At 60.1% G+C, this 20,938-nt stretch carries 26 protein-coding genes; 15 read left to right on the forward strand and 11 right to left on the reverse strand.

The window, feature by feature from the left end; all coding sequences use genetic code 11:
- Window positions 1-261: 261 nt before the first annotated feature.
- Entirely contained in the window at window positions 262-1,086 is an 825-nt protein-coding gene (locus EOA36_RS02875; protein ID WP_127275550.1) for a universal stress protein, read from the reverse strand.
- A gap of 213 nt (window positions 1,087-1,299) precedes the next feature.
- On the opposite strand from EOA36_RS02875, the gene EOA36_RS02880 reads away from it, so the two are divergent.
- Window positions 1,300-1,683, forward strand: coding sequence for a phasin family protein (locus EOA36_RS02880; RefSeq protein WP_127275551.1), 384 nt, complete (start codon window positions 1,300-1,302; stop codon window positions 1,681-1,683).
- A gap of 76 nt (window positions 1,684-1,759) precedes the next feature.
- Entirely contained in the window at window positions 1,760-2,050 is a 291-nt protein-coding gene (locus EOA36_RS02885) for a cytochrome c (protein ID WP_127275552.1), read from the forward strand.
- Window positions 2,051-2,149: 99 nt separating this feature from the next.
- Here EOA36_RS02885 and EOA36_RS02890 read toward each other — a convergent pair whose 3' ends face one another.
- Window positions 2,150-2,389, reverse strand: a complete 240-nt coding sequence (locus EOA36_RS02890; RefSeq protein WP_127275553.1) for a lipoyl domain-containing protein — start codon at window positions 2,387-2,389, stop codon at window positions 2,150-2,152.
- 34 nt (window positions 2,390-2,423) lie between these two features.
- On the opposite strand from EOA36_RS02890, the gene EOA36_RS02895 reads away from it, so the two are divergent.
- Together EOA36_RS02895 and EOA36_RS02900 are read left to right on the forward strand one after the other, a co-directional pair.
- Window positions 2,424-2,678, forward strand: coding sequence for a hypothetical protein (locus EOA36_RS02895; RefSeq protein WP_127275554.1), 255 nt, complete (start codon window positions 2,424-2,426; stop codon window positions 2,676-2,678).
- A 4-nt stretch (window positions 2,679-2,682) separates the two neighbouring features.
- Window positions 2,683-2,907: a hypothetical protein gene (locus EOA36_RS02900; protein WP_127275579.1), complete on the forward strand. Its 225-nt coding sequence runs from the start codon at window positions 2,683-2,685 to the stop codon at window positions 2,905-2,907.
- Here EOA36_RS02900 and fixJ read toward each other — a convergent pair.
- Window positions 2,904-3,518: a response regulator FixJ gene (fixJ, locus tag EOA36_RS02905; RefSeq protein WP_127275555.1), complete on the reverse strand. Its 615-nt coding sequence runs from the start codon at window positions 3,516-3,518 to the stop codon at window positions 2,904-2,906. The two genes, EOA36_RS02900 and fixJ, sit on opposite strands and share 4 nt — an antisense overlap.
- On the reverse strand, window positions 3,505-5,061 hold the full coding sequence (locus tag EOA36_RS02910; protein WP_127275556.1) for a PAS domain S-box protein: 1,557 nt from the start codon (window positions 5,059-5,061) through the stop codon (window positions 3,505-3,507). The genes fixJ and EOA36_RS02910 overlap by 14 nt, the downstream gene beginning before the upstream one ends.
- Window positions 5,062-5,248: 187 nt before the next feature.
- Here EOA36_RS02910 and EOA36_RS02915 point away from each other — a divergent pair, with 187 nt between their 5' ends.
- The 4 genes from EOA36_RS02915 to EOA36_RS02930 all read left to right on the forward strand — a co-directional run bounded on the left by EOA36_RS02915 (window position 5,249) and on the right by EOA36_RS02930 (window position 9,715).
- Window positions 5,249-6,058 (forward strand): universal stress protein, encoded by an 810-nt coding sequence (locus EOA36_RS02915; RefSeq protein WP_189343564.1) that lies wholly within the window; start codon window positions 5,249-5,251, stop codon window positions 6,056-6,058.
- Window positions 6,058-8,676, forward strand: a complete 2,619-nt coding sequence (mgtA, locus tag EOA36_RS02920) for a magnesium-translocating P-type ATPase (protein WP_245464235.1) — start codon at window positions 6,058-6,060, stop codon at window positions 8,674-8,676. The genes EOA36_RS02915 and mgtA overlap by 1 nt, the downstream gene beginning before the upstream one ends.
- Window positions 8,677-8,789: 113 nt before the next feature.
- Window positions 8,790-9,059 carry a DUF6455 family protein gene (locus EOA36_RS02925; protein ID WP_127275558.1) on the forward strand — a complete coding sequence of 90 codons (270 nt, stop codon included), beginning with the start codon at window positions 8,790-8,792 and terminating at the stop codon, window positions 9,057-9,059.
- A 107-nt stretch (window positions 9,060-9,166) separates the two neighbouring features.
- Window positions 9,167-9,715: a hypothetical protein gene (locus tag EOA36_RS02930; RefSeq protein ID WP_127275559.1), complete on the forward strand. Its 549-nt coding sequence runs from the start codon at window positions 9,167-9,169 to the stop codon at window positions 9,713-9,715.
- 76 nt (window positions 9,716-9,791) lie between these two features.
- On the opposite strand, the gene EOA36_RS02935 is transcribed toward EOA36_RS02930, so the two are convergent.
- From EOA36_RS02935 to EOA36_RS02945, 3 genes are all read right to left on the reverse strand, one after another.
- The gene (locus EOA36_RS02935; protein WP_127275581.1) at window positions 9,792-10,490 is read right to left on the reverse strand and encodes a CBS domain-containing protein; all 699 of its coding nucleotides are present in this window, start codon (window positions 10,488-10,490) and stop codon (window positions 9,792-9,794) included.
- 135 nt (window positions 10,491-10,625) lie between these two features.
- On the reverse strand, window positions 10,626-11,165 hold the full coding sequence (locus EOA36_RS02940) for a DUF2231 domain-containing protein (RefSeq protein ID WP_127275560.1): 540 nt from the start codon (window positions 11,163-11,165) through the stop codon (window positions 10,626-10,628).
- Between the two features lie 43 nt (window positions 11,166-11,208).
- A complete protein-coding gene (locus EOA36_RS02945; RefSeq protein ID WP_127275561.1) occupies window positions 11,209-11,442 on the reverse strand; it encodes a hypothetical protein in 234 nt (77 codons plus the stop codon).
- A gap of 185 nt (window positions 11,443-11,627) precedes the next feature.
- On the opposite strand from EOA36_RS02945, the gene EOA36_RS02950 reads away from it, so the two are divergent.
- From EOA36_RS02950 to EOA36_RS02960, 3 genes are read left to right on the forward strand one after another with little or no spacing between them, the layout of a single operon-like run.
- Window positions 11,628-11,897 (forward strand): hypothetical protein, encoded by a 270-nt coding sequence (locus EOA36_RS02950; RefSeq protein WP_245464237.1) that lies wholly within the window; start codon window positions 11,628-11,630, stop codon window positions 11,895-11,897.
- Complete coding sequence (locus EOA36_RS02955) at window positions 11,897-12,562, forward strand: response regulator transcription factor (protein ID WP_127275563.1); 666 nt, start codon at window positions 11,897-11,899, stop codon at window positions 12,560-12,562. The genes EOA36_RS02950 and EOA36_RS02955 overlap by 1 nt, the downstream gene beginning before the upstream one ends.
- Window positions 12,562-13,905, forward strand: a complete 1,344-nt coding sequence (locus EOA36_RS02960; RefSeq protein ID WP_127275564.1) for a HAMP domain-containing sensor histidine kinase — start codon at window positions 12,562-12,564, stop codon at window positions 13,903-13,905. The genes EOA36_RS02955 and EOA36_RS02960 overlap by 1 nt, the downstream gene beginning before the upstream one ends.
- Window positions 13,906-13,912: 7 nt before the next feature.
- On the opposite strand, the gene EOA36_RS02965 is transcribed toward EOA36_RS02960, so the two are convergent.
- Genes EOA36_RS02965 through EOA36_RS02975 form a run of 3 tightly spaced genes read right to left on the reverse strand, consistent with a single transcriptional unit; the run spans window position 13,913 to window position 16,930 of the window.
- Complete coding sequence (locus EOA36_RS02965) at window positions 13,913-15,424, reverse strand: RnfABCDGE type electron transport complex subunit D (RefSeq protein WP_127275565.1); 1,512 nt, start codon at window positions 15,422-15,424, stop codon at window positions 13,913-13,915.
- The gene (locus EOA36_RS02970; protein WP_245464236.1) at window positions 15,421-16,143 is read right to left on the reverse strand and encodes an FAD:protein FMN transferase; all 723 of its coding nucleotides are present in this window, start codon (window positions 16,141-16,143) and stop codon (window positions 15,421-15,423) included. The genes EOA36_RS02965 and EOA36_RS02970 overlap by 4 nt, the downstream gene beginning before the upstream one ends.
- 25 nt (window positions 16,144-16,168) lie before the next feature.
- On the reverse strand, window positions 16,169-16,930 hold the full coding sequence (locus EOA36_RS02975) for an FMN-binding protein (protein ID WP_127275567.1): 762 nt from the start codon (window positions 16,928-16,930) through the stop codon (window positions 16,169-16,171).
- 331 nt (window positions 16,931-17,261) lie between these two features.
- Here EOA36_RS02975 and EOA36_RS02985 point away from each other — a divergent pair, with 331 nt between their 5' ends.
- Both EOA36_RS02985 and EOA36_RS02990 read left to right on the forward strand, forming a co-directional pair.
- A complete protein-coding gene (locus EOA36_RS02985) occupies window positions 17,262-17,957 on the forward strand; it encodes a VIT family protein (protein WP_127275568.1) in 696 nt (231 codons plus the stop codon).
- A 169-nt stretch (window positions 17,958-18,126) separates the two neighbouring features.
- Window positions 18,127-18,342, forward strand: a complete 216-nt coding sequence (locus EOA36_RS02990; protein ID WP_127275569.1) for a DUF1858 domain-containing protein — start codon at window positions 18,127-18,129, stop codon at window positions 18,340-18,342.
- A gap of 3 nt (window positions 18,343-18,345) precedes the next feature.
- Here the strand turns inward: EOA36_RS02990 and EOA36_RS02995 are convergent, their stop codons facing one another.
- Window positions 18,346-19,047, reverse strand: a complete 702-nt coding sequence (locus tag EOA36_RS02995) for a Crp/Fnr family transcriptional regulator (protein WP_127275570.1) — start codon at window positions 19,045-19,047, stop codon at window positions 18,346-18,348.
- Window positions 19,048-19,197: 150 nt separating this feature from the next.
- Here EOA36_RS02995 and EOA36_RS03000 point away from each other — a divergent pair, with 150 nt between their 5' ends.
- Together EOA36_RS03000 and EOA36_RS03005 are read left to right on the forward strand one after the other, a co-directional pair.
- Window positions 19,198-19,635 carry a pseudoazurin gene (locus tag EOA36_RS03000; RefSeq protein WP_127275571.1) on the forward strand — a complete coding sequence of 146 codons (438 nt, stop codon included), beginning with the start codon at window positions 19,198-19,200 and terminating at the stop codon, window positions 19,633-19,635.
- Between the two features lie 99 nt (window positions 19,636-19,734).
- Entirely contained in the window at window positions 19,735-20,910 is a 1,176-nt protein-coding gene (locus tag EOA36_RS03005; RefSeq protein ID WP_127275572.1) for an NnrS family protein, read from the forward strand.
- Window positions 20,911-20,938: the final 28 nt, after the last annotated feature.

Below are 20,938 nucleotides of genomic sequence, written 5' to 3' on the forward strand. Positions count from 1 at the left end.
CCGTTGGAACGCCAGATGGCGCGCGGAAACTTGCCCGCGATGCGCTCTAGATCGGCGAAGACGCGGTAGCGACGCTCGGCATGGAGCTGGTCGATCGCGTCCTCGAAGAACCGCTGGTAATTCATGTCCGAATTTCCTTATTTGCTCGCGGTTGCGCTGCGGGCATCAGCTACACCGAACTTGGCAAGGTTAGACGTAACCGTTTGCGGGAGCGGAAGACCTTGATTTATGTCAAAACCACGATTTGGAGGTGTCACCTCCTCAGTTCGATATGAACCGATGCAATGATCCGCTGCGCAGCACAGAACGCGTCACGCCGCCAAAGGTCCTCTCCAGTACCCGGCTATGACCGTAGCCACCGAGAACGATGAGATCGGCCGCAATATCCTGTCCGATCTGGAGGAGGATTTCCGCCGGTTCGGAGCGGCACGCATCCAAGATTTCGGATCGCGCCTTCACACCGTGGCGCGTCAGAAAGAGTTCGACATCCGCTGCATTTTCCCTGGGTCCAGTATTCCCATTGTCCACGGTGGCGATCACGACATCCCTGGCGGTGATCAGGAAAGGCATAGCGTCGACGACGGCACGTCGCGCTTCCCGCGTGTCATTCCACGCAATCAGGATGCTTTCGGCTCTTATCGGCGCAAGGGGTTCCGATGCCACGAGTATCGGACGGCCCGCCGCAAGGATGAGACTTGCCGGATCAAGCACACGATGACGGTCGACCACCAGATCGGCCGTCGGCGGGCCAGCGAGGATCAAGTCGGCGGCACGCGCATTGAGTGCAAGTTGGCGCGTGGGATTGCCTACCTCTCCGCGCCACGAGGCACGATTGCTGCCGTTGACGATGCTCAGGAATTCCTCCCTCAGGCAGTCGAGGCGACCTTCTATCTCCTCTACCTGGCGCCACAACGCCTTGGTCGCGGCCTGGTCATCAGTGCTGGTTGGGAGGACAAAATGCGGCTCGGCGGCGCAGAAGCCGATCAGGTCGGCCTCGATCCGTTGAGCAAGATCCCACGCCATCGCGATGCGTGGCGCTGCGATTGCGTCCACGTCCAGTTGAACCATGATCGTCTTGAAAGCCATCGCGTCATTCCATCTGCGGTTGACGCGACTTGGCCATCAAATAGAGGCAAGCACCTTGATGCGGGTCAAACGCAACGAGACCGGTTGGTGCCGGGGCGCTCGTACAGTCCGCAAGGTCAGAGGGTTGATCCTGATCAAGGACACGGCGACGAATGGCGTCAACGTTGCGCTGTGGAGATTATGTTCGCATGCCTCAGGATGGAGTAGTCGATAATGCACACTCAGCCCGAGCCATCCTCATTCGGCACACAATTGTTGCCGATTGCGGGAAATGGCCAGACGTTCTTCCTTGCTGCCGCGTCTCTTCAAGTCCACGCCTTCAAGGTGATGATGCGCTATAACGTCGAAACGCTGGCATTTCTGAAGCATCGTTGCGAACAGGACATCAAGCTGGCCGACGATCTCATCACCTGTCCGGAGTTCAATGACGCTTTCGACATCTTCTCTGCTTTTCTGCAGAATGCGACATCGCAATACGTCAGCGAAGCCGGCAAGGTCGCCGCACTGACCTCCAGGCTTGCTTCGGAAACGGCCAAACGGGTCCGCGAGGAAGCCAGAACCGCGATCGAGGACGCAGCGGCGAAGACAGTCGCGTAGATCGGCAATGCAGAGGTCGTCAGACATGAACAGCTTTTGTGGGCATCGTCGTCTGCCGGCTTCCGTCCTTGCACTGATGCTGCTCGGATATGTGCACCCAGCCCGTGCCGATAGCCTAACGGATCACGGGAAGGCGTTGGTGGAAGTCAATTGCGCCCGCTGCCACGCCATTGGAAAAACCGACAAGAGCAGTCATCCCGACGCCCCGGCGTTTCGCACCTTGTCAAAGCGCTATCCGATCACCGATCTCGAGGAAGCCCTCGCCGAGGGGATTTCGACGGGCCATCCGGACATGCCTGAGTGGATCGCCAGCCCCGACCAGATCGATGCAATAATCGCTTACATCAACACCTTGCAGAAACCGTGATCGGAGCTGCGGACGCAGCTGGCGACCAAGCCTGATACTCTCCTTGAGACTACAAGTGAGGAATGAGCGCAATCAGCCCGGTGAGGCGTCCTCACAGGGCTAAGACTCCAGCGTTGCCAGAATCGAGCCTGGTTCGATGACGGTATTCGCGGTGGCGACAATCGTCGCGCGGCCACCTACCGGCGCTACAATCTCGTGCAGCGCGTCTTCAACGCGAACTTCGGCTATTCGCTCGCCGGCCTTGATTGTGTCGCCGCTCGTAATGAACCAGCGCTCCAGGATGCCTTCCGGCAACATGCTGGAGGCCCACAGGGCTTCATCGGCCTTGATATAGTGCATCCCAATTCTCCCTATACCGTCTGATGATATGCGCTTGCGCAGCACGGTCCTTGATCCCGATCAATCGGCGTCCAGCGTCGCGATGGGCGCCGGATCAGGTATCAGCGCTGCGTTGGCAATCAATTGGGCTGCCCGCGCCATGCATGTGATTGGCACCGATGACGATATGGCGTCTGCCGCAGCAGCTATTAGCCAGATCAGCTCGACGCCCGGCAACGCGCATGCCTATTCGGCGATTCCAGAAAATGATGCAGATCAATGCGCAACGCACCGTTTGCGAAGATTTTGATGCGATGTGGAAACCAATCCTAAGCGCTCCGTTTGGTCGCGATCTCGAACTCGCCGTCTTCGACGAAGACGGCGAGCACGCGCTTGTGTTTGCCTGCAGAAGGGTGACGGAGGGTTGGAAGAATGCTGCCAGCGGTGCCCGTGTCGACATCCGGCCGACCCACTGGCGCGATTGGGACTTGGAGCGGGCCCAGGTCGGAATTCGCAAACCTCTTGAAAACTCTTCCTAGGGTCGGGATTCCACGATCAGCGCCATGCGCACAAGATGTGACAAGCTGCTTGCGCCCATTTTGCTCATGACATTGGCGCGATGGATCTCGACCGTGCGCGGGCTGATGCCCAGATCGTAGGCGATCGTCTTGTTAGGCAGACCCGAAACAAGTCCATCCAGCACCTGCCGCTCGCGCTCTGACAAGGCCGACAGACGCGTGCGGATATCCGCAGACTGGGGATGCGCCGCGTTTGCTTGGTTCCGATTGGCCAGCGCGGAGCGAATCGCTTCGATCAGCATTTCGTCGTCGAACGGCTTCTCGATGAAATCGGCAGCGCCTTCCTTCATTGCCTGAACGGCAAGCGCCACATCGGCATGGCCCGTCATGACAATGACGGGAATTGTATGCCCGCCCGCCCTGAGTTGCCGCAGGAACTCAATACCGTCTATGCCCGGCATGCGTACGTCGGTGACAATGCAGCCCTCGAGGTTGCCTTTTGCCGTCGAAAGAAATGCCGTGGCCGATTCGTGCAGGCGTACGGCGAAGTCCGCTGTGGCCAGAAGAAAACCGAGCGACTTGCGGACGTCGACATCGTCGTCGACCACGTGCACCAGATCACTGTCGGCCATTTGTGACCTCTTCCTTCTCTACGATGCGCAAGGTGAACCGGAAAGCGGTTCCGCCGGCCGGCGTTACCTCGGCCCATATATGGCCACCGTGCGATTCAACGATGGTACGGCAAATGGAAAGGCCAACACCCATGCCTTGCTTCTTGGTCGTTACGAACGGCTGGAAGAGCTGGGCCGAGACCTCCGGCGCGAGACCCGGACCTGTATCGATTACGCTTACCTCGGCCATCCCATCATCCCGGGCAACGGTTGTGACTTTCAATTCGCGTCGCGTCGCGTCCTGCATAGCCTCCACCGCGTTGCGCATCAGGTTGAGCAGAACCTGCTGAATCTGGATGCGATCGGTCAAGACCAGTTCGGCGGCAGGGTCAAGCTTGTAGCTGACAAGGAGATTTATCTCCCTTGCGCCGACCAGGGCCAGGGACGCGGCTTCCTCGATGAGAACCGGCAGTCGTTCGACCTGGCGCTCGCTTTCGCCCCTGGCCACAAAATCCCTCAGATGACGGATGACGTCGCCTGCTCGCAATGCCTGCTCAGCTGCCTTTTCGACAGCATCCCGAAGCATAGGCGCATTCTCGTCCTGGCTTTTCTCGAGCAGTCGACGACTGCCTTTGAGGTAGTTCGTGATCGCCGTCAGTGGCTGGTTGATCTCATGAGCAAGCGTCGAAGCCATTTCGCCGAGTGCTGTAAACCGCGCCATGTGCAGCAGTTCCTGCTGCTGCTCCTGGATTCTTGCTTCTGCCCGGTGGCGTTCGGTGAGGTCGCGGCAGAAGCCGGTAAAGAAACGTCCGGTTCCCGGATGCATCTCGCCGACGGAAAGCTCCATTGGGAATGTCGTGCCATCCTTGCGCGCGCCGGTAACGGTGCGGCCGAGTCCGATGATCCGGTGCTCTCCCGTCGTCAGATAGCGAAGCAGATAGGCATCATGCTCGTCGCGGTAGGGCGAGGGCATCAGCATTCTCACGTTTTGACCAATGACGTCGCTTGACTGATAGCCGAACAGCGTTTCGGCAGCGGTGCTGAAGGACTGGATCCGGCCCTGTTCGTCAATGACGACCATTGCGTCCGGAACTGTTGCCAGGATGGATCGCAAATGGTCCTCGCGCAGCCGAAGTGCGGCGTTTGCAAAGGAGAGTTCGCTGACATCCGTGCCTTCAATGAAGATCGCGGTGATACGGCCATCGTCAGCCTTGATCGGCTGATAGACAAAATCAAGGATGCGCTCTTCGACCGGGCCGTCGGCTGTGTTGCGAAGGCCAACCTTCACCCCGTAGCCCCTATAGGGCTCGCCGGTCGTGTAGACTTGGTCCAGATGGTCGAAAAACTCATATCCTTCGAGCTCGGGAAAGGCATCCTGCACGGACTTTCCGATCACTTGCCTGTTGCCGATCAATTGCTGGTAGGCGGCATTGGTCAGTTCGAAAACGTGACCTGGCTCGCGCATGAGCGCTATAAATCCCGGAGCCTGATCGAACATTCGCGACAGCAGTGATTTGAGTGTCGTCCCGCCGGGCGACAAACTGAGCGCTTCGTCTTTGATCACCTGAGGTTCCTGAGTTCGAGACGGTGCTACCGGGGCTAATTATCACTTCTCGCCGCTCACGCAAAACGGATCGAGCCGACGTTTTCGTGCGCAGGCGCAGTTGGCGATCTTTGACGCGCGTCAAGGCATTGGACGCTGGCGAATGCAATTCATCACGCATTCCATAGTTCAGCGAAAGGCGTCCGCAATGTCTTACAAGTCAATCATCGTCAACCTCGCCATCGATGCGCCTCCTGCACCTATTGTAAAGGTGGGGGTCGAACTCGCGGAACGGTTCGGAGCCCGTCTTATCGGCTTGGCGGCAGCCGATGTTCCGCCCTTGGTCGCGACCGGCCAAGGCATGGTCTACGAAGGCGAGATCATGCAGATCCAGCGAACAGAAATCGAAAAGCGGCTTGCCGAACTGCGTGCCGAGTTCGAGAGGCTGGTTCCTGCTTCGATCTTTAGCGAATGGGGCCAAGCCGTTTGCAGCCCGACCCGGTTCCTCAGCGTTTCGGCCAGAGCAGCCGACCTTATCGTTACCGGCCAGGCAGGAGACAATGTGTTTCGCGCCGTGGATGTCGGCAGTCTGACACTGGGCGCCGGGCGTCCGGTTCTGGTCGCCGCAACCAACGTCGAGCACGTCCTTGCAAAAACTGTTCTCGTAGCGTGGAAGGACACTAGGGAGGCTCGGCGAGCGATGACTGACGCATTGCCTTTCCTGGCCAAAGCCAGCGAAGTCGTGATTGCCACGATCGACACCGAGCGCGACGAAAGCATTCGCGACAGCCTCGCCGATGTCGCGGTCTTTCTCGAGCACCATGGCATCAAGGCGCGAACCGAGCTGATCGCCGGTAAGGCTGATGGCGACCGGTTGCTGACATTCGCACGCTCGATCCATGCGGATCTCATCGTCTCGGGCGCCTATGGCCATAGCCGCTTGCGGGAATGGGCGTTCGGCGGCGTCACCCGCACGCTGATCGAAGAGAGCGGCATCAACCGCTTCATGTCGTATTGATGATAGGCGAAGCTGGCCAGCAATCCGTCTCGCCAGAGGACGGTGCCTATTGGTCGATCGAGACCAATGACCTCTTGTTAGGTCTTGAGACCTCAGTCTCGGGGCTTGCTTCGTCCGAAGCGGCATCGAGGCTCGCAAAATTCGGCCGAAACACACCCGCGTCGACGTCAGGCGCGTCGGCCCTGGCAGTGTTTGCCCGCCAGTTCCGCAGCCCGCTGGTCCTGATCCTCATTTTCGCGGCCTGCGTATCAGCCTTCGTCGGGGAGGGCCAGGAGGCTGCGATCATCGGCGCGATCGTGCTGGCAAGCTGCGTCCTGAGCTTCACCCAAGAGTACGGTGCGTCGCTGGCGACCGAAGCACTGAAACAGCGCATTTCGCGCAAGGCTATTGTGTTGCGCGACGGCGCCGAGTGCTCGGTCGCCGCCGAAGATATCGTGCCGGGCGACGTGATCCGGCTTTCGGCCGGAAACCTCATTCCCGCGGACGGTATCATTCTGGACGCGCGCGATTTCAATGTCAGCGAGGCTGTACTGACCGGCGAAACCTTTCCCGTCGTGAAGGCACCGGGGCGGTCGGCGCCCGAGGCCTCCATAGCACAGCGCAGCAATGCCGTTTTCACGGGCACGTCGGTCCGCAGCGGCACTGCAACCGTGCTTGCGGCAGCGACCGGCGCCAGCACTGAATTCGCATCGATCGCCGCCGCCCTGGAGCGACAAATCCCCGAAACAGGGTTTGCCCGGGGTATCAGGCTGTTTGGCTATCTGATGACCGAGATCATGCTGGCAATCGTCATCCTGGTGTTCTTCGCCAATCTGCTGCTGCATCGACCGCTGATTGAATCGCTGCTGTTTTCGCTGGCACTGGCGGTTGGCCTTACGCCCGAACTTCTCCCGGCCATCATCAGCGTGACGCTGGCTCGAGGGGCTCGCGCGATGGCAGCCAATGGCGTCATCGTGCGCCGTCTCGATGCCGTCGAGAATCTGGGCAGCATGGATTTGCTGTGCACCGACAAGACGGGGACGCTGACGGAAGGCGTTATCCACCTGGATGGATGGCTCGATGTCGACGGCAATCCGTCAACCGATATCCTGCTCTGGGCACGTCTCAACGCGACCCTGCAGACCGGACTGAAGAACCCGCTGGACGAAGCAATCGCCGGTGCGCCGGGCGAAGGCGCATTATTGGCGGCCTTCACGAAAGTCGACGAAATCCCCTATGATTTCATTCGCAAGCGGCTATCCGTTGTGGTCCGGACCAAGGACGCCCAGAACCTTCTGATTACCAAAGGTGCCGTACAAAATGTCCTCGAAACCTGCAGCTTCGCCCGAGCAGCCACCGGGCTGGAACCCCTCGATGAAACGCACCGTGCGGCAATCGACGAAAAATTCCGGCGCTGGAGCGCGGACGGCTACCGCGTTCTGGGCCTGGCAATCCGTCAGTTCGAGAGCCAGAAAACGTTCAGCAGGAAAGACGAGATCGATCTCGCCTTCGCTGGCTTCCTGCTTTTCCTCGACCCTCCAAAGAAGGGCGTCAAGGAGACGCTTGCCGAACTCGCCCACCGCGGCATCGCGGTAAAGGTCATTTCTGGCGACAACCGTTACGTTGCCGCGCATCTCGCCCAGGCGATCGGCTTGCGCGCCGACAGGATCATGACCGGCGAGGAGCTTTCGAAATTGACGAAGAGCGCGCTCTTCGCGGGCGTGCAGCACACCGACCTCTTCGTCGAGATCGACCCCAACCAGAAGGAGCGCATCGTTCAGGCCTTGCGGAGCAGGAGCCATGTCGTTGGTTACCTTGGCGACGGCATCAATGATGCGCCTGCCCTTCATGAGGCAGACATAGGCATCTCGGTCGACACCGCTGTCGATGTCGCGCGCGAGGCGGCCGATATCATCCTTCTCAAGCAGGACCTCGGCGTATTGGTGCGCGGCGTCGACGATGGCCGCAAGACCTTCGCGAATACGATGAAGTACATTTCAATCACCACCAGCGCCAATTTCGGCAACATGATCAGCATGGCTGTCGCCTCGCTGTTCCTGCCTTTCCTTCCGCTTCTTGCCAAGCAGATCCTGCTCAACAATTTCCTCTCTGACGTTCCTTCACTCGCCATTGCAAGCGACAACGTCGATCCCGACCGACTGCGCCGGCCTCGCCACTGGGATATCCGTTTTGTGCGGCGGTTCATGATCAGCTTTGGCCTGGTCAGTTCGCTGTTCGACTTCGCGACCTTCGTTTTCCTTCTGGTTTTTGCGCACGCCACGGAGGCCGCATTCCAGACCGCCTGGTTTGTCGAGTCGTTGCTGACGGAGCTTGCCATCGTGCTCATCGTGCGCACGCACAGGGCTTTCTGGGCGAGCCGTCCAAGCCCGTTGCTTGCCTGGCTTACATTGGCCGTCGGGATTATGGCGATCATGATCCCCTATCTGCCGTTTGCAGCCTGGTTCGGCTTCGTGCCCTTGCCTCTGCCCGTACTTGTCGCGCTTGTCGCGATTACCGCACTCTACCTATGCGCCTCGGAGGCGACCAAGCGCTGGTTCTTCGGACAAGAGAGCCGGGCCCGCAAGAAGTTGCTTGCCGGTCAGCGGTCCTTTCTCGATCGCCTTGTGGCCAAGGTTTAGCGCCATGCTCCCTGTTTGAGGCTCAGGGATCGGCAACGATACCGCCTGTTGATCGAGATCAACGCCGCTTGCCGCCAACATGCCATGATGGCCAGCAGGCAGGAGTGATTACCATGACCTTTCTCGATTACCTGATTTCAGTTGATGCCAGAACCACCTTGATGGATCGCATGATGCGGAAGCTCGGCGTCGACAGACAGTTGAAAGTCGTAGCCGACCATGCCGCCGTCACCAGCAGGGCAGTGGATCGCTGCCGTTCCTGCGGACATCAGGATGAATGCTCGGTCTGGCTCGACGAACATCAGCAAGCCAATAACCCGCCAGACTATTGCCGCAACGGCGACCTGATCGCTCGACTGCAGCATGCGGCCGGCCAACGCTAGTCATTCGAGTACTCAGCCTGGACGATGTCGTGCTGTCCGTGTTTTGACAGAGTCAACGCAAACCGAGTCTTGCAGTTGACAGGTTTGCATTCCACGGGACCAGGCAGTTGGACACCCTATTTTTTCTGGAAGCATTCCTGCTCTTTGTCGCACCAGGGCCAACCAACGCTCTTTTGCTGACAGGGTCGGTCAAGCGGGAGAAAGCGGTCAAGCTCTTGGCCGCTCAGGCATGCGGATACGGGATCGCATCCGCGTGCTGGTTTTCACTGCGTCCCTTCATGTCGCCTGACGCCATTCAAATACTCAGGCTGGTAGCGGCCGGGTGGCTCGTCATTCTTGGCCTGCGTCTGACGGCAAGCGCCCGGATCAACGCTGCCAAAAGCGGCGACGCCATTTCTGTTGCGGTGACCAGTGCTCTCAATCCGAAGGCCTTCATCTATTGCCTGTCTATCGTGCCGATGAACATCGAACCGCGCGAACTGGGGATCTTCTGGATTGCGCTTCTGGTGATGACAGCTGCCAGCGGATCGGTGTGGCTTTTGCTGGGGCGGCGCTTCTGCGGAGGCAAAACACTGGCAGAAAAAGTTGCGGGCGCGGCGCTTATTGGCTTTGCCCTGTTACTCCTTCGACCATTGATACCCCTGGTCGCGCCCTAAGCATGGCGAAGCCTTGGGCAAGGACCAGCAACGCAGAGAGGCAGTGGTGCCTCGCTGCGGATCAATGTCTACTCCGCTACGAAACAAGGATGACCGACACGGGATCGGCGCAGAAGAGATTGTCCTTGACAGCATTGACGCCGGCGACGTTTTCGGCGGCGACTGTCGCTGCCTGGCGCTCGCGTTCGTCGAAGATGGCGCCGCTCAGTGTCACCACACCCTTGTCCACCGTCACGTTGATCAAATCGTTGCCGGCCCATCTCTGCCTCGCAAGCTCGGTAGCGATGTTCTGCCGAATCTGTTCGTCATCGATGACCGTAGCGGCTCCATCCGGAAGGACGCCGAGCAATGCCCGCAGAAGATCAGAGCGGGTGATGATGCCAACGACTTTCCCAGCTTCGACGACCGGAATGCGTTTGACATGGTGACGCGTCATGAGCTCGACGACTTTCGCGAGTGATGCTGCAGGGGATGCCGTCACGACATCTTGCGACATCACCTCTTCAACCCGTCGACCATTGGCGCGGACATATTCGTCGGCGGCCTTTCCGGGGCTGACGAGAAACTCCAGCCAGCGCGAGCGCTTGCGCTCCGTGCCCAGTTCCCCGCGTCGCAGGAAATCGCCCTCGCTGACGATCCCCACCAGCCTGCCGTCGTTGCGAATGACGGGGAGGCCGCTGACCTTTTTGGAGAGCATCAACCCGGCAGCCTCGGCGATCGATGCGGACGGGTCTATGCCGACGACTGGCCTGCTCATTATGGCTTCGGCTTGCATGGTCGTTCTCCGGAGTTTTTCCAACCTCCGGCTTCTTAGATTGCACATGCACGAAGCGCCTTGATCTGAATCATTTTTCGGTCGAGGCAAATGGTCATCCAAAATTGCAACCTTGAATGACTGGGCGCGAACCGGTCAACCAGCGACCGCGGTCTTGGCGACGTTGACACCAAGTTCGTAGACAAGCAGCCCACCATAGTAGGCTGTCGCAGTGACCAGGAATGCACCGCAAATTTCAATCAAAGGAATGGCGATCGTTACAGCCCGCATGTCACGGTTCCGCATCCAAAGCGCGAACCGCACAAGTCCCCAGACCAGGAAGGCAAAGGCAGTGATACCTCCCAGGCTTTCGTGGATCTCCGCGATATCGCTGCTGAAGCCGGCCGCTTCGGCATGATCCAGGGCAAGACCTCCAAAGAACCAGGTCCCAATGGCGAACACTCCGGCAGACAGGGCTACGAAAGTAGAGATCGTACCGGCGCCAGATCTCTTGGTAACGGCGCTGCCGCCAACCAGCGCCACAAGGTCGATAGCCACAAGCATGTAGATCAGAACAATAGGGAAATGAACAAGAATTGGGTGGATATGTTGAATAGGGATCACGAAAACTCTCCAGAAATTGGCAAGGAGCTTGGATAATTTGCCGACTTTGCAGCGAGCCTTGGCCCACGACATTGGCAACCGTCATATGCGGTGGCGGCCACGCGCCGTGGGAGACCTAGTCGTTTTCGTCGGCCTCATCGCCTTGTTGGTCGTCACACGCATCGTCGCCACCCTTGATGGCTTTCGGGGTGGAGGCGTCCTGCATCGGGATGGCCTGCAGATCGATCGGACCGGATGGGACAACAGACGATGACGCCCCACATGATCCTTCGTCCGATTCAGCGGCCGCCGGCAGCGCGAAGATCGTGAGGCTTGCAAGTGCTGCAAGGACAAGCATGGAATTGCGCATGGTCTCGTATCCTTCTTGGCGCGGCCATGATTGGACGCGATGATGCCCTGATATGGTCCCCTTGCTTGCTGTGGGCTGAGGATAACTGACAGCAAATTGAAAGCTGCAACGTGCGACATGCCTTGCCGATGAAAAGACAATGGAAGCGTTTGGCGGTGCTGGTTCTCGCGGGACTTGTCTTGGCCATGCCTCTCGCTGCCCGTGCCGACGAGGACGATGACGGCGACCATGACCGGGCGCGGGATTTGTACGAACGCGGCGAAATCAAGGGCCTTGCCAATATACTGGACGTTGTCCGCACCAAAGCTCCCGGCGATGTTGTTGCGGTCGATCTCATCCGCAAGGCCGACAGATGGGTCTACCGTTTTCAGGTCGTGGGTGCCGATGGCCGGCGAAAGACCGTCGACGTCGACGCCGGTGCCGGTGTCATCATGCGCGATGGGGAGGGTGACTGATGAAGATCCTCCTGGCCGAAGACGAGCCCCGTATCGCTGCCGATATCGCGACCGCCCTCAAAGCATCGGGAATGGCGGTCGATATCGTAAAGGATGGTGAAGCTGCCTGGTTCGCAGGCGATGTCGAGAATTATGACGCCGCGATTCTGGATCTCGGCTTGCCCAAGCTCGATGGTCTTACGGTCTTGAAACGTTGGCGGGCGAATGCGCGCAGGTTCCCGGTTCTCATCCTGACCGCAAGAGGCATGTGGACCGAACGCGTCGACGGCATCAATTCCGGTGCCGACGACTATCTTCCCAAACCTTTTGAAATGGAAGAACTGCTCGCCCGGTTACGGGCAATCCTGCGTCGCTCGGCCGGGCAGGCGGCACCCGTGTTGAGGTCCGGGCCGTTGCTCTTGGACACACGCCAGATGCGCATTTCGCTTCGCGGCATTCCCGTTGCGCTTTCGCCGCTGGAATACCGGCTCCTGGCGTTTCTGATGCACCACGCCGGCCGGGTGGTGGCGCCGACCGAACTTGCCGAGCATTTGTACGATTCAGGCAACGACCGCGATCCGAACACGATCGAGGTGATCGTCGCGCGCCTGCGTCGCAAGCTCGGGAGCGACGTCATCGAAACGAGGCGCGGATTCGGGTATCTGATGCCCGACGATTCCCGCTGATGGGCAACTCGATCCGGTTCAGGCTCTGGTTGGCGGCAACGATCTCGATCCTGGTTGCTCTTGCCATCGCCGGCGTTGGATTGCGCTATCTGTTCGAACTTAACGTCGAGCGGCGCGTTGTCAGCGAGCTGACAGTCGACCTGAACGATCTTATTGGCGCGACCAATTTTGCCGCCGATGGCCGTCTTTCGGTCCAGGCGACCTTGGCCGACCCACGTTTCTCCATTCCCTTTTCCGGCCACTACTGGCAGGTGCAGGATACCGGATCCGGCAACCTTGTCCGCTCGCGTTCACTATGGGACGCGACGCTTGCCTTGCCTGATCGCGCAACCAACGGCGAATTCAGGGAGATCAAGGAATTCAAGGGGCCACAAGGGGAGCTCACCATCGCCGTCGAGCGCACGATCATCGACGCCAGTGGGCGATCGTTTCGCGCCGTCGTGGCGGAAGACCATCAAACGGTGAAGGAATCCATCGATGGGTATGTCCGCGACCTTGCGCCAGCCCTTGTTCTGCTCGCCATTGCCCTCATGGCCGCCTTCTTCATCCAGATCACCGTCGGTCTTGCGCCTCTGGAGACCTTGCGGGTTTCGGTCAGAAACGTGATTGCGCAGCGATCAGCACGGCTCGATGTGGTGGCGCCGAGCGAGGTGCAGCCGCTCGCGGACGAAATCAATCGTCTTCTCGATGCCCAGGAGAAGGCGCTTGCGCGAGCCCGCTCGCGCGCCACCGATTTGGCGCATGGCCTCAAGACACCGCTGCAAGTGCTGTCGGCCGACATCCGGGCCTTGCGCAAGAAAGGCGAGACGGTTCTGGCTGACGAGATTGAAAAGAGCGCCGGAGCGATCCGGCGCCATGTCGAGCGGGAGATCGCGCGAGCGCGCCTCGCCCCCGGCGTTTCCGGCAAGGCATCCTGCCTTGTGTCGGACGTCGCGGCTGGCGTCATTGCCGTCGTCAAACGGACACCAAGCGGCAAGCAGCTTTCTTTCAAGCTGGATATCGCCGAAGATTTGACGGCCCCAATCGACGAAGGCGACTTGTCAGAAGTTCTCGGCAATCTGGTCGAGAATGCCGCGCGCTATGCAAAATCGTCAGTCCGTGTCGGTGCATCCACTGCCTGGGACGAGGTGACCGTCAGTGTTGCTGATGATGGCCCAGGTATACCGGATGCCGATCGGGAGTCCGCGATGTCACGTGGTGTCCAGCTCGACAGCAAGGGAGGCAGCAGCGGTCTTGGCCTGGCCATCGTTTCCGACATCGTCGAAGCCTATGGCGGACGCCTTGCCATGGCTAACGCCGATCCGGGCCTTGTGGTGACCATTTCCTTGCCGCGACACAGTTGAGCCTGCTTCAGGCAAAACCCGGGAAATAGTCGACCTTTATCTTCGAGCGGCGAACGCCCATGGCCAGCAGTTTCTGGCGCAGCGCCTTGACCATCGCTTGCGGGCCGGAAATGTAGAAAGTGCGCTCGAGGTAGTCGGGTATGGCCAGACGGATCAGGCGCTCGTCGATATATCCGGGATATTGCCCGCGCTCGCCACCGTGCGCCACAGCGTGGATCGTCTTGATGCCAAGCTCCTGCCTGGCCGCGCCAAGCACGTCGCGATAAGCGATGTCCTGCTGTCTCTCTGTTGCGTAGAGGATGACGATCGGTCGCCACTCCTTGCGGTCGATGAGATATTGCAGCATCGAGCGGAACGGCGTGATGCCGATGCCTCCGGCCAGGAACGCGATCTTGGTTTCACGCCGGGCGGGCAGCGTGAAATTGCCGGCCAGTTGCGCGGCATGGATCGTGCTGCCTGGCTTCATGGTCATCAGCTCGCGCTTGAAGGCACTTGATTGCGGATAGAACTTGACGCCGAGGCGGACTGTTTCCTCCGTCGGCGCCGAGGCGACTGTGAAATAGCGGCGGTTGCCGCGATTGTCGGCACGATCGAGGCCAAGCGTCCATTCGAGGTACTGGCCGGCCTCGAATGCGAGCTTGCGTGGCGACCGGAAGACGAAGTCAAAACTGTCGACGGCCGATTGCTCAATGCGTTCCAAGGTCAGCACGAAGCGTGCCTTGGGGCCAGCCGCATAGGCAAACACGTTGCCGGCAAGCAGCGCCAGTTCCGGCGTGAAATAGAACGAGCCGATATGGATGTTGGGAGCAAACAGAAAGCCGACAATGGCGGCAAAGGCGATACGCGGCCAACGCATCGTCGGCGCGGTCAGCGGCTCGGTCAGCATCACGAAGGCAAAGAACAGCAACGGCGATGAACCCAGTGTCTCTGCAAGCGCGGTCCAGTATTGCGATGGGTCCGTGGTTGCCAGAATGGTCGCCAGCGCCACGACAACGAAGGTCGAGACAAGGTCAAGCCGGCGCAGTTTCCGGACAATGAGCATGCCGCCGACGAGCACGATCGGAAGCAATGGCAGATTGCCGCCCACCCACCAGGTGGCTGGCTGGTCGAGCAGCAGCGCGGACAGCGCCACGCCCAGCGCAGCCGGGTTGAAAAGGTGCTTCCGGCCGATGGCGAGAATGAATTTGGATGAAATCGCCCAGACGGATGTGAATACCACTGCCGCAATCCCCATGATGTCCGTGACCGCAACCGGATCGAGGATAAGCGTCAGGATGAGCGCGGTGATGTAGACGGACTCGTTGTTGGCCGGAACTGCGAAGACATGCGCAAAAACCTTGTTGGTGATCCAGCAGGCGGCCAGCGCAAGCGTTGTGGTGAAGGCAAGCGCAATCGGATCGTGTGGCACCAGCTTGACGAAGCCGAGCACGAACGCTGCGCCGACCAGCGTCATCAGATAGTAGAGGACCAGCCTGTACATGGTCAGGTGATCGAGAAATCGGTCGATGGTCTTGATCATGGCAGGCAAAGGGCTCCGAACCCGGTTGTCGGCGTGGCGCGGCCATTGGCGTCGACGAGATAGCCTTCCAGGCCAGGCGTCTGCTCGATGAAGAGAATGCCGTCACGTCCCATGGCGAAGGCCGCGGTGGCGAAACGATCGGCTTCGAGCACATCGGCGCCGATCACGGTCAGGCTGACGATGTCCTGTATCTGACTGCCAATTCCATGCGGATTGTAGATGTGTTGACCGCGGACATAGGTGCCGGAGGTTGCGACGCCGCGACCGCGGGGATAGACGATCTTTATGATCTCGTCCGCATTGAAGGGATTGCGGATGCCGACGCTCCAGTCATGGCCCGATGCATTCTTGCCGCAGGACTGGATATCGCCTCCCGCCTCGATGAAGAAATCGCTGATGCCGGCTCGCTGAACAATCTCCGCTGCATTGCGAATGGCCCAGCCCTTCACGATGCCGGAAGGATCGAGCGACCCGTCGGGCTTGCGAATATCGAAGTATCCGTCCGTCTCGTCTTTCGTCTGTCGGGCGAGAGCGAACACTTCCATCATCTCGCCGCTCCAGTCGACGACCGGAACGTCGCCTCGGTTGATGGCCGTGATTTCACTGTCGGCCCGGTAGGTGCTGAAGCGCCGGTCGATGTGCTCGAAATAGCCGAAGACGGCTTCGATCAGTTCAGCATTCGACGCGCCGCCGAGGTCGACGGCAATGGGCATGCCCATCAAAATTCGCGTGTCGCGCATGGACCTACGACGACGCTTTCTTCAGCGCGCCGCGCAGCGACTGGATGAAAGCCCTGCTGGTTAGCGTCGCGCCCGAAATAATATCGACATCGGCGCTCTGGGCGCTGATCGCTTCGTCGCGCAGCATGGGGAGCGCCTGCCTGTTGATGTTGACGGAGGTGCGGCGGTCGGAGGGATATTTCAGCACTTTCAGCGCCGTCAGTTGCCCGCCCTGTACGAGGGCCTGAATCTGGATGATGCCGTAATAGGCATCGGCCGTCGGGCCGGTGTAGACGCCGTCGGCATAGCTCTTTGCGGCGAGCTTCATGCCCACCCGGACGACCCGTGCTGGTGCATCCGGATATGCCGGCCTCGGCTGCGGGACTGGTATGTAGACGGCGGGCGTAACGGCGAAGGAAGGCGCTGACGAGGCAGGATCGGCGACAGACGGCGCCACTGGCGTTGGGGACGGTTGTGGCGCCACCGGAACCACTGTCGGCTTGACTGGATCATTGGGGCGTTCGGCAGGCGTTCCTATGCCAGCTGTCGTTTCCCCGGAAATCGGGAACCTTGTTCTAAACCGGAGATCGAGGGGCGCCGGCGAGGTGCGAAGCAGCTGCAAAGCCGCAGCGGATGCGGGTTCTTTTGGCTGCACGGAAGGCGCTTCGGCTGCGTCGGCCGGCAGCGCCTCGCCGAGCATATCGTTTGCCGAATCCTTGCCGGCCTGATCCCAGACATAAACGCCCGAGGCGGCGATCACCAAAAGTGACAGGGCAATCTCTTTCATCGGAATTGTGCTTCCACATTGAACCTTGCAAACGCGACCCGTCTGGTCCGCTTCGGAGGCAATATCCCACAACCAAGCTGACAACTGGCTGTCAGCCGAGGTCGAACTGCGAGGGGACAGTGAAAGCTCTAGGGGGACGGTAGATTGGCTTGTCCTAGATCAAGATTGCCGCATGAGCGGCGATGTAGGAAGGTTCTCTCAAACCAGGTAAACTGCCTATGATTGTTGCCAACAAGCCAGCCGGATACACCGGAACCCAGATATTGCTGCATTGGACAATTGCGGCGCTGGTCAGGATGCTGCGACCTGAACGGCGGGGCGCCGTGATATCATGAGCCGGCTGCACAATGAAAACCATCTTGTATCCCGCGTCGGCTGGTTGCGCGCTGCCGTGCTCGGCGCCAATGACGGCATCGTGTCGACGGCAAGCCTGATCGTTGGCGTGGCGGCAGCCGATGCCGCGGCCTCCAATGTTCTGGTGGCCGGCGTCGCCGGACTGGTCGCCGGTGCGATGTCGATGGCGGCAGGCGAGTATGTCTCGGTCAGTTCGCAGTCCGACACCGAACGAGCCGACCTTGCGCGTGAGAGAGAGGAATTGGCGACACAACCAGATTTCGAGCGGCAGGAACTTGCAGAGATCTATGTCAGACGAGGCGTCGAGCCGACCCTTGCCTCGCAGGTCGCCGACCAATTGATGGCGAAGGATGGGCTCGGCGCCCACGCTCGCGACGAACTCGGCATCTCCGAAGTCACCACGGCCAGACCAATCCAGGCCGCGCTGACCTCGGCGGCAGCATTTTCGGTTGGCGCGGCCATGCCTTTGGCGATGGTGCTTGTTTCGCCGGCCGCCTGGCTTGCCGCAACGGTGTCTGTTGCCTCACTCCTGTTCCTGGCGGTCCTGGGCGCCATCGGAGCCAAAGCCGGCGGAGCCAATGTGCTGAAAGCAACGATTCGCGTCACCTTTTGGGGCGCGGCGGCAATGGCGCTGACCGCCGGTATCGGCGCGCTCGTCGGCACTGCCATATGACGGCGCGGCAGCCATATCCGCTCCGATGGCTGCGAGTACTTTTTCGTCACGCAAGATAGTATTGCCTCAAGACGTTTCAGCGCTGGTTCCATGAAGTTGCGAAAGCGCAACGAAGCCGTCCCCTGAGCGAACTATGACGAGGGCTTCGCAAATCGCGGAGGACTGCGTCGTGAAGAAACCCAAGTCTATCACTCCCAATACGGTGGTTGACGAGATGATGAGGAAATGGCCGGCAAGCGTGGCCGTGCTGCTCAGCTACAGGATGCTTTGTGTCGGCTGTCCGATCGGCACGTTCCACACCGTGGCCGAGGCGTGCCATGAGCACTGCGTGGATGAGGCGCGTTTCCTGGCCGATCTGGACGCGACTATCCGGGGCGAACGGTGATCGTCAGTGTTTGCCCGGGTTCTCGGCGAGAACCACAAGGCGATGGGCATCCTTGACCGTGACTTTCTGGCGGCCGCTGGCGATTATTCCGATGTCTTCCCACCTGCTGAGCACCCGGCTGACGGTGTGCAGCGTCGTGCCTGTCATCTCGGCGATGTCCTGTCTCGAAATCGGGAAGTCGATTTCGATACCGCTTTCGGTCTTTCGGCCGGTCTGGTTTGCCAGCCGCAACAAGGCATGCGCGATCCTTTGCTCGACCTGTTCGGTCGACATCTCCACCACCCGCGTCTGGGTCTCCTGCAGCCGGGTACCGACGGTTCTGTAGGTGGTTGCCCCAAATGCCGGGAATCGTCGCGCCATCTCCGCCCACAGAGCGTTGGGCCACGTCAGTACCACGCAGTCGACGGCCGCGAGGGCGCTGGCGGGATAGGTCGTTCGGCCGAGCGCCGCGGCGACACCAAAGATTTCGCCTTCACTGATGTATCTGGCAATGACCTGTTGTCCGTCCGGCGTAGTGCGAACGACGCGGATATGGCCAGAAATCAGCACAAAAAACGAATGAGCCTCTGTCTCCTGCTCGAAGATCGCGGATTCCTTGGCATAGCGTGACGACCGTGCGCTTCGCAGGATTTCGCTTTGTTCTTCCGCAGTCATCCCCTGGAAGAGCGGCAGCTGCGATATCAGAGATCGGTCCAGAGCAGCCAAACGTATCTCCTCACGACCCCAAGACACCGCGCCAGGACGCGCCAACCATTCTTATCGCGAGTTTGCGCCAGCGCAAATTGTTCGCGGGGGCATCAGGCTAAATGAGAGGGAACGGCGCAACGCCGCGAACATGAGACAAAGGACAATTCGATGAAACGCACTATCTTCGCCGCCGCAATCTCCCTTCTCGCGCTCGCTGGCGGCGCAAGCGCCGAAGAGCACGTCGTGCAGATGCTCAACAAGGGCGAAAAGGGCGCAATGGTTTTCCAGCCGGCTTTCGTCAAGGCCGCACCCGGCGACACCGTCAAGTTCGTGCCGACCGACAAGAGCCACGACGCCGAGTCGATCAAGGGCATGATCCCGGATGGCGCCGAGCCTTTCAAGGGCAAGCCCAGTGAGGAAATCACCGTCACGCTGACCAAGGAGGGTGTCTATGGCGTCAAATGCGCGCCCCACTACGGCATGGGCATGGTCGCGATGATCGTCGTCGGCAAGCCGGTCAATCTCGATACCGCGAAAGCGGTCAAACATCCTGGCAAGGCAAAGACGGTGTTCGCGGATCTGTTCACCCAGATTCCCGCCAACTGATCGGCATGAGATAGCCTGCCTGCCACAAACGGGCGGGCATGGGCCGGACGGACCGAGGGCGGCGGTTCATCCGGCCCTGTTCATTTCAGGATGTAGGTCATGGCAATTCCACGTCTGCGGGACTATTCCGGTCCGGCTTTTCTCTCCTATGGGTTCAGACCCTTCTTCTTTCTCGGGTCGCTTTATGCGGGGCTCTCCATTCTGCTCTGGCTGCCGATGTATGCGGGCGGCCTCGAAGCCCATAGTGTGTTTGTTCCGGTCGACTGGCATGTCCACGAGATGCTGTTCGGCTATCTGCCGGCGATCGTGACCGGGTTTCTGCTGACAGCCATCCCCAACTGGACCGGCCGGCTTCCCGTGCAAGGACTGCCGCTGCTGGCGCTGGTCGTCCTATGGCTTGCCGGCCGCGCCGCTGTCTTCTTCTCGGCAGACATTGGCTGGGAAGCAGCAGCTATGGTCGATGGCTCATTTCTGCTTGCGGTGGCTGCCGCGGCAGCCCGCGAAATCGTCGCGGGACGCAACTGGCGAAACCTCAAGGTGCTGCTGCCGCTCGTCGTGCTGGCGTCCGCGAACGGCGCGTTCCACATCGAGGCCCATGTTGAGGGCGTGTCGGACATCAGCCGAAGACTCGGCATGGCTGCGGCGATCCTGCTCATCTCGCTGATCGGCGGGCGAATTATTCCGAGCTTCACACGCAACTGGCTCGTGCGCGAAAATCCCGGCAGGCTGCCGGCGCCATTTGACCGATTCGACATCGCTTCGATAGCCATCTCGGCCATCGCATTGGCAACATGGACGTTCGCCCCCGACAGCGCCACCTCAGGAACGCTCATGGCCATTGCCGCAACCTGCCAGGTGTGGCGTTTGTCGCGCTGGGCTGGCGAGCGCACCTTGCCGGATCCGCTGGTGCTCATGCTCCATCTTGCATACGCCTTTGTGCCGATCGGTCTCGCCTTGGTTTCGGCGGCGATTTTCTTTCCTGTTATCGTGCCGGCCGCTGCAGGGCTCCACGCGCTTGGAACTGGTGCGGTCGGCGCCATGACGCTTGCTGTCATGACCCGCGCGACGCTCGGGCACACCGGCCGAGAGCTGAAGGCTGGAAAAGGCGCCTTGTTTATCTTCGTAGCCATCCTTCTCGCGGGATTATTGAGAATTCTGGCCGCCTTCGTCCCCTATGGCGCGGTAATCGACATGGCGGGCGTCGCATGGGTCGCGGCATTTGCCGGCTTCATCCTGGTCTACGGGATGGCATTGATGACGCCCAAGGCGCGGTGAGGCGGCAGAGCAGGCGACCCCCAAGACG

This window comes from Mesorhizobium sp. M8A.F.Ca.ET.021.01.1.1 (genome assembly GCF_003998025.1).
Lineage (GTDB): Bacteria > Pseudomonadota > Alphaproteobacteria > Rhizobiales > Rhizobiaceae > Mesorhizobium.